Source organism: Pseudoxanthomonas sp. (genome assembly GCF_002863005.1).
Classification (GTDB): Bacteria; Pseudomonadota; Gammaproteobacteria; order Xanthomonadales; family Xanthomonadaceae; genus Pseudoxanthomonas_A.
Window position 1 is genome coordinate 1 of record NZ_PKDG01000042.1, and the last position, 7,542, is coordinate 7,542.

The window sequence follows — 7,542 nt, forward strand, 5'->3', positions numbered from 1 at the left end:
CGTTCGCGATCGGTGCCGTGGCGGCACTCGTCGCGCTGTGGCTGCGCCGGAACATGGTGGAAACCGAATCGTTCTGCCGCCGTGACGCCAGCCACGCGGACCGCGGGCAGGCACAGGGAACGCTGCGCGCGCTGGCGCGGCATCCGCGGGCCGTCCTCGCCGTGGTCGGGCTGACCATGGGCGGCACGCTGGCGTTCTACACCTACACGACCTACGTGCACAAATTCCTCGTCAACAGTGCCGGCATGGCCAGCGAGACGGCCAGCGTGATCAACGCCTCGACCCTGTTCTTCTTCATGCTGCTGCAGCCGGTGGTCGGCGCACTGTCCGACCGGATCGGGCGGCGCCGCATCCTCATCGCGTTCGGCGTGCTGGGCACATTGTGCACATGGCCGATCCTGTCCACGCTGCAGACGGTGTCGAGCCCCGTGCAGGCGTTCTGGCTGGTGATGGCGGCGCTGGTGATCCTCAGCGGCTACACCGCGATCAACGCCGTAGTGAAGGCCGAGATGTTTCCCGTCGAGATCCGCGCACTGGGCGTGGGCCTGCCGTATGCGCTGACCGTCGCGCTGTTCGGCGGAACGGCGGACATGGTGGCCCTGTGGTTCAAGAAGATCGGCATGGAAGCCGGCTTCTACGGGTACGTCACTGCATGCATCGCGTGTTCGCTGCTGGTGTACCTGTGGATGCCGGACACGCGCGAGACGTCGCTGATCGATCGCGACCCGCATTGAACGACGGCACCGGCGCGCATGCGACAATACGTCGCGATCCGCCACGGTCCGTGGCCGCGGGAGACGGCATGCAGCCGGCACACCATTTCGTCATCGTCGGCGGTGGCTTCGCAGGCCTCTGGGCGACGCGCGCGCTGGCCTCCGCGCCGGTGCGCATCACGCTGATCGACCGGCACAACCATCACCTGTTCCAGCCGCTGCTCTATCAGGTGGCGACCGCCGGTCTGTCGGCACCCGACATCGCCGCGCCGCTGCGCCACATCCTGCGCAGGCAGGCCAATGTCGAGGTGAGGCTGGCGGAAGTCGCCTCGATCGCCGCTCGGGACAAACACGTCGTGCTCACGGACGGGACGAACATCGCGTTCGACTCGCTGCTGCTGGCGACGGGCGCGACGCATGCCTATTTCGGTCATGACGAATGGGCGCCGCACGCGCCGGGCCTCAAGACGCTCGACGACGCGCTGCAACTGCGGCGCCACCTGTTGCTCGCCTTCGAACGTGCGGAGGCGGAAACCGATCCGGCGGCACGCGCCGCGTGGCTGAGTTTCGCCATCGTCGGCGGTGGACCGACCGGCGTGGAACTGGCCGGCACGCTGGCCGAGATCGCGCGGCACACGCTCAGGAACGAGTTCCGCCGGATCGATCCCTCGCAGGCGCGCGTGCGGCTGGTGGAGGGCGGACCGCGCGTCCTGGCCTCGTTCCCCGAAGCGCTGTCGGAAAAGGCGCGTCGGCAATTGGAAAAGCTGGGGGTCGAGGTCGTCACCGGGACGCCGGTCAGCGGCATCACCGCCGACGGCTACCAACTCGGGGACACGTTCGTGGCCGCAAGAACGGTGGTGTGGGCAGCGGGCGTGGCCGCATCGCCCCTCGCACGCTCGCTGGGTGTGCCGCTGGATCGTGCGGGCCGCGTCACGGTGCAGCCCGACCTCAGCACGCCAGGTCATCCGGACATCTTCGTCGCCGGCGACCTGGCGGCAGTGGCTGCGGATGGGAAGCCCGTCCCCGGTGTGGCACCGGCCGCCAAGCAGATGGGCCGCCACGTGGCGCAGGTGCTGCGTGCACGCCTGTCGGGCGGCGCATCGCCCGGCGCGTTCCGTTACCGCGACTACGGCAACCTCGCCACGATCGGCCGCATGGCCGCAGTGGTCGATTTCGGCAAGCTGAAATTCTCGGGCGTGCTGGCCTGGTGGTTCTGGCTGACCGCGCACGTGTTCTTCCTGATCGGCTTCCGCAACCGTCTGGTCGTGCTGCTCAACTGGTTCTGGGCGTACTGGAGCTACCAGCGCGGCGCCCGGATCATCCTGGGCAGTGACGAGGATCAGGCGGGATCGACGCGACAGGCGTAGCACCCCGGCCGCGCGTTGTGCACGTGCAGGTAGGCCACGCCGGGCAGGCCGAGCAGGCGCTGCAGGTGGGGCATGGCATCGGCACCGTCCACGACGTCGGCATCGCGCATGTCGCCGCCCGCATCGTACGCGCGCAGGGACAGCAGGCGGCGTGGGAACGAGGGCGGCAGCGCGTCCCGGAATTCCGCCGCGCCGGACGACATCGCGGCTTCGCGTACGTAGATGGGGCCACTGGCGCGATACGGGCCGACGACCTCGTGGTGCAGATGGTGGAGCAGCAGCACGGTCTCGCCACGCTGCGCATCGCGCAGCGAGACGCGGCAGGGGAAGCCGCGGTCGGCGTCCGCGGCGATGCGGCGGATGTTGCGTGCCGCCAGCGCGGCATCGTCAAGGGCGAACAGGGGAAGGAAGGGCGCGGGCGACAGCCCGCGGATCACGAACGGCATGGCATCGCGCTCTCGGGAACGGGATGCCATGCTCGCGCCGCGCGGAAGGCCGCGCTATCCGGATCTTGCGCAGCTCACTTTCCGCCCAGTGGGTAGCGCTTGCCGTCGGCCATGACGAGTTCGCCTTCGCCGATGCGCTCGCTGTCGGCATCCACGGTGATGAACTCGGCCTCCAGCCGTCCCTGCCCCTTGCTGCCCTTCAGGTCGAAGATATAGCGCTCGCCTTCCGCTGCCCAGGACGCGTCGCGGTCGAACGCCGCCTCGCGGATGTCGCCGATATGGCGCAGCACGACCGGATGGGCCTGCATGGCTGCGTTGGCCTGCAGCACGAAGATGCCGTCCTGCCGCGCGAACGCATCGGGAGCCTCGCCACGGTCGGTATCGAGACGCGCTGCGTCCAGTTCACCTGTCGCCGGCGGCTCACCCTCGAAGGCGAATTCACGACCATCGGCCAGCGTCAGCACGCCCTTGCCGAGGCGCTCCGTGTCGGCGTCGACGGTGATGAACTCCGCGAGGATGCGTCCTTTCCCCTTGTCGCCGGCCAGGTCGAACACGAACTCGTTCGCGCCGTCAGCTTCCCCCGTGCCCGCCAGGTCGAAGTCGAACGCCGTCAGGGTGCCGATGTGCTCCTGCACCAGGGGCGAGCGCTGCACGGCCACGCGCGCCTGGCGCGTGAAGATATTGTCCTGCATGTCGCCGAACAGTCCGCCGGCACCTTCGTCATCGGCAGGCTCATCCTCGCCGCGCGGTTCGCCGTCGAAAGGCACGCGCCGGCCATCGGCCAGCGTCAGCACCCCCTTGCCGAGGCGTTCGGTATCGGCACTGACGGTGATGAAGTCGGCTTCCAGCCGCCCACGTCCCTTGTCGCCCACGACATCGAACACGAAAGCGTTCATGCCAGGCGCCGCGCCCGAAGCGTCGCTGTCGATCTCGAAGGTGCTGATGCGGCCGATGTGCTGCTGGATCACGGGATAGCGCTGCGCGGCTTCGCGTGCCTGCTGGATGAAGAGACCGGCCCCCGCCTCGACGTCCTCGTCGTGGTCGTGGTGGTGGTGATCGTGGCTGCCGTCTTCCGCCGCCAGGGCATCGGCGCTGCCGGTGATCGCATGCTCCGTGCCGTCGGCCATCACCAGGACACCGGGTCCCAATGCTTCCTGGGTGGCGCTGACCGTGATGAAGCGCGCGGTAACACGCCCCTTGCCGCGGCTGCCTTCCACGTCGAACACCAGCACGTCCGGGCCGGGCTCGTCCATGCTGGCGGCGTCATCGAGCGATATCTTGCGGATCGCACCGAGATGCGCAGCCACGACGGGATCCACCTGCATCGCCGCGCGCGCCTGTGCATCGTACTCTTCGCGATCGATGCCGAAGCGCACACCGCCTTCTCGCCCCTCGGATGGGAGGTTGCCCGTGTCCGCCGCCAGGGCCGGCATGACAGACGCACCCCACGCTCCGCACATCACCGCCAATGCCAAGATCCAATGCCGCTTGTTGCCCCACCCCATGCCCTGCTCCTTCTGGTTGCCGCGCCGCCCACGGCGGGTCGCGGCGTAGTGGACCACATCCGCCATTCCACCCGCCACAAAAGCGGAGAGGCCCCGATGGGGCCTCTCCGGTAACGACTCGCGCATGCTTGGATCAGGCAGCGAACAGCGCCTTCATCTTCTTCAGCGCATTGGCTTCGACCTGGCGGACGCGCTCGGCGGAAATGCCGTACTCGTCGGCCAACTCCTGCAGCGTGACCTTGCTTTCGCTATCCAGCCAGCGGCGCTTGATGATGTCGCGCGAGCGGTCATCAAGATTGGCCAAGCCCTCGCGCAGCAACTCGAGCTGGTTATCCTCGCTGTCCGCGCGCTCGTATGCCTGCGACGGATCTTCGTCGCGCGCGACCAGATAGCTGGCGGGTGACGGGGGCGCATGGTCCTCGTCCTCGTCCGACGGCGCATCGAACCCGATGTCCCGCCCCGACAGCCGCGATTCCATCTCCATCACCTCGCGCTCGGACACGTTGAGATCCTTGGCGATGGCGCTGACCTCTTCGGCATTCATCCATCCCAGGCGCGTCTTGGACTTGCGCAGGTTGAAGAACAGCTTGCGCTGCGCCTTGGTGGTGGCGACCTTCACGATGCGCCAGTTCTTCAGGATGAACTCGTGCATCTCGGCACGGATCCAGTGCACCGCGAAACTGACGAGGCGCACGCCCATGTCCGGGTCGAAGCGCTTCACCGCCTTCATCAGGCCGATGTTGCCTTCCTGGATCAGGTCGCCGAGCGGCAGGCCGTAGCCGTTGTAGCCACGCGCCACGTGCACGACGAAGCGCAGGTGCGAATGCACCAGCTCGCGCGCGGCATCAAGGTCTTCCTCGTCACGGTAACGATTGGCGAGGGCACGCTCGTCTTCCACCGTCAGCACCGGGATCTGGTGCACGGCGCTGATGTAGGCGTCGAGCGAACCCAGCGCGCTGGGAATCGGCAGGTTGTGAGTGACCAGGGCGGTAGTGGGAGTGTTCTGGCTCATGGGCATGGATGTTAGCAGTCGGGGGGTTCGACTGCTAACCGTGCCGGAAGTTCCGAATTGTTCCAGGCCTGCAACAACCGGGCCATCTACGCCAGACCTGAAAGTGATTATTAATCAACAACTTGGATATGCCGCAAACATCAGTGCTGCTCGCAACCCGCTGAAGCAGGTTAGCGGGCAATCGTTCAGTTTCGTGGCGCCATCAGGACCACGGACGGCGAATGCTCCGCACCCAGCCGCGTCAGCGCGGCGGCCGCCAGCGCGTCCGCGCCGGGCAAGCAGTAAGGATCGAACTGCGGCGCCAGGTAGTTACGCAGGTGCTCGAACGACCTGCGCCCCATCTCGTGTCCGGCCCCCAGATGACTGATCAACTGTGTCCAGCTCGCCCTTCGCCACAACAGACGATCCTTCGCGAGCAGCGACCCTGCGAGGGCAGTCAACAGAAGATGGAACAGCGTGGTGCTCATCGCAGCACCCAGCACCCGCACGGGATAGCAGGGTGATACCGCCTGGAGCAGGTCGAATGCGACTGCCCGATGCTCGATCTCCTCGGCGAAATGCCATTCCATCAGATCGCGAAGGCGCGGGTCGGCGTCTGCAAGGATCGACTGGCTCAGGAATTCGTAACCCAGATAGGCATTGATATTCTTGACGCAGCTGACCAGCGACAGGCGCAACCACAAGGGTGCGAGGCGATCCATCACACGGAAGACGCATCGCTCCACAGCACGCTCCATGCCACGGTAGGCGTAACCCTGCGCGTCGAGATTTGCCCAGTAACGCTTGTGCGCGACCCCGTGCTGCGCCTCCTGGCGGATGAAGGCTTCACAACGCGCACGAAGCGCGCCGTAAGGGATGCGCGGCAGACAGGCGTTGAGCGTTCGGATATAGAACGCCTCGTTGGCGGGCACCAGAATGGTGTACGCGTTGAGCAACGACGAGACCACCTCATTACCGGGCAGCCAATGCCTCGGGATGTCCATACCCAGCGTGGCGATGAATCGACGGGCGGTGATCGTCTCTTCCATGACACGTGCCTCCCGAAGCCTCCGTCGACATACCTCTGCAAGACCGCACGCCGATCGTCGAGCGTTCTCAACGCTCCGCGGATGCGATCGCTTGCGCTTCCCTGATCACGCGCAGGAGGTTGCCGCTCCAGATCTTGCGGACATCCTGCTCGGTGTAACCGGCCGCTAGCAGCGCGTCCGTGATCCGGGGCAACGCGCTGACATCCTCCATGCCGGTCACGCCCCCGCCGCCGTCCCAATCCGCCCCGATCCCTACATGGTCTACGCCTGCCACCTTCAGGATGTGAAGGAGGTGTGCCATGTAGTTCTCGAATGTGGCGCGCTTGACCGGGTACCGAGCTTCGATAGCACGGCGCTCAGCCAGATATGCCGTTACGCGATCCGTCGCCAGCCGATTTTCAGGGCCGTACTTTTCCCCAAGGGCGTCCATGGCGGCTTCGCGCTCGGGAATCTTCGGGATATCGATCAGGTAGCCACCGAACGCGTTGACGTGGATGACGCCCCCTTTCGAAGCGAGCTGCCGGATGCGCGAATCGTCGATGTTGCGAGCGTGGTCGTACAACGCGTCGGCACTGGTATGGGACAGCACGATCGGGGCTTTCGATAGTGTGAGCAATTGATCGAAGACGGTGTCGCTGGCATGCGACGCGTCCAGCACGATCCCGAGGCGATTCGCCTCTTCCACCAGGTGACGACCCGCCGGGCTCAGGCCATTCCATTCCGCCCCGGCCGGGTCAGTCGAAGAGTCACCGAAATCGTTGTTGCGCACGTGCGTGATGCCCAGCATGCGCAGGCCAAGCCGATGGTAGGCCGTCAGCAAGCTGGGATCGCTGGCCAGGGGAGCGGCATTTTCCATGCTGATGAAAGACACGCGCTTGCCGGCGCGTCCGATCCGCTCTGCGTCATCGGCGGTAAGCGCAAGCTCCATCTCCCCCGCGTTGGCCGCAAGCATTTCATGGATGCTCACCAGGCGATCCAGTCCGTGGTCCCGCGCCGCGCGCTTGCCGTCCACGTCGCGCGCACCCTGCGCGGTGTAGATGACCCAGAATCCGCCATCCAGCCCACCCGCCTTCATGCGCGGCAGGTCCACTTGTGAAAGATCGCCTTCGTGCTCGTGATTGTCGGCGATGTTCCAACCGGGGCGACGGAAGTTCGCAGGGGTGTCCAAATGGGTATCCAAGACGAGTGCCTCATCGTGCACGCGCCTTGCCGACGGCGGCACCTCATCGGCGGCCACGGCGTCCAGGCAGATCATCGCCAGCGCACTGGCCAACGCCCATCGACATACCCTCATGCACCCGCCCCTTCGTGAGATGAGACTCGATTGTTGGCGAAACACGGGCAAGAAAAAACCCCCAGCTTTTGAGCTGGGGGTTTTGGGGTAAAGCCCCTGGCGATGACCTACTCTTGCATGGCTTAAGCCACACTACCATCGGCGCGGCTGCGTTTCACTTCCGTGTTCGGGATGGGA

The 7,542-nt window shown here is 66.0% G+C and carries 7 protein-coding genes; 2 read left to right on the forward strand and 5 right to left on the reverse strand.

The window, feature by feature from the left end; all coding sequences use genetic code 11:
- Both CYU89_RS14610 and CYU89_RS14615 read left to right on the forward strand, forming a co-directional pair.
- Positions 1–734, forward strand: a 734-nt coding sequence (locus CYU89_RS14610; RefSeq protein WP_296282124.1) for an MFS transporter, incomplete at its 5' end; no start/stop codon positions are given.
- A 68-nt stretch (positions 735–802) separates the two neighbouring features.
- Positions 803–2,080, forward strand: coding sequence for an NAD(P)/FAD-dependent oxidoreductase (locus tag CYU89_RS14615; protein ID WP_296282125.1), 1,278 nt, complete (start codon positions 803–805; stop codon positions 2,078–2,080).
- On the opposite strand, the gene CYU89_RS14620 is transcribed toward CYU89_RS14615, so the two are convergent.
- The 5 genes from CYU89_RS14620 to CYU89_RS14640 all read right to left on the reverse strand — a co-directional run bounded on the left by CYU89_RS14620 (position 2,053) and on the right by CYU89_RS14640 (position 7,344).
- The gene (locus tag CYU89_RS14620) at positions 2,053–2,556 is read right to left on the reverse strand and encodes a DUF1203 domain-containing protein (RefSeq protein ID WP_296282127.1); all 504 of its coding nucleotides are present in this window, start codon (positions 2,554–2,556) and stop codon (positions 2,053–2,055) included. The two genes, CYU89_RS14615 and CYU89_RS14620, sit on opposite strands and share 28 nt — an antisense overlap.
- Positions 2,557–2,600: 44 nt before the next feature.
- Entirely contained in the window at positions 2,601–4,097 is a 1,497-nt protein-coding gene (locus CYU89_RS14625) for a hypothetical protein (protein WP_296282128.1), read from the reverse strand.
- Between the two features lie 67 nt (positions 4,098–4,164).
- On the reverse strand, positions 4,165–5,043 hold the full coding sequence (rpoH, locus tag CYU89_RS14630) for an RNA polymerase sigma factor RpoH (RefSeq protein ID WP_296282130.1): 879 nt from the start codon (positions 5,041–5,043) through the stop codon (positions 4,165–4,167).
- 185 nt (positions 5,044–5,228) lie between these two features.
- On the reverse strand, positions 5,229–6,071 hold the full coding sequence (locus CYU89_RS14635) for a metal-dependent hydrolase (protein WP_296282131.1): 843 nt from the start codon (positions 6,069–6,071) through the stop codon (positions 5,229–5,231).
- A 67-nt stretch (positions 6,072–6,138) separates the two neighbouring features.
- The gene (locus CYU89_RS14640; RefSeq protein ID WP_296282133.1) at positions 6,139–7,344 is read right to left on the reverse strand and encodes a dipeptidase; all 1,206 of its coding nucleotides are present in this window, start codon (positions 7,342–7,344) and stop codon (positions 6,139–6,141) included.
- Positions 7,345–7,542: the final 198 nt, after the last annotated feature.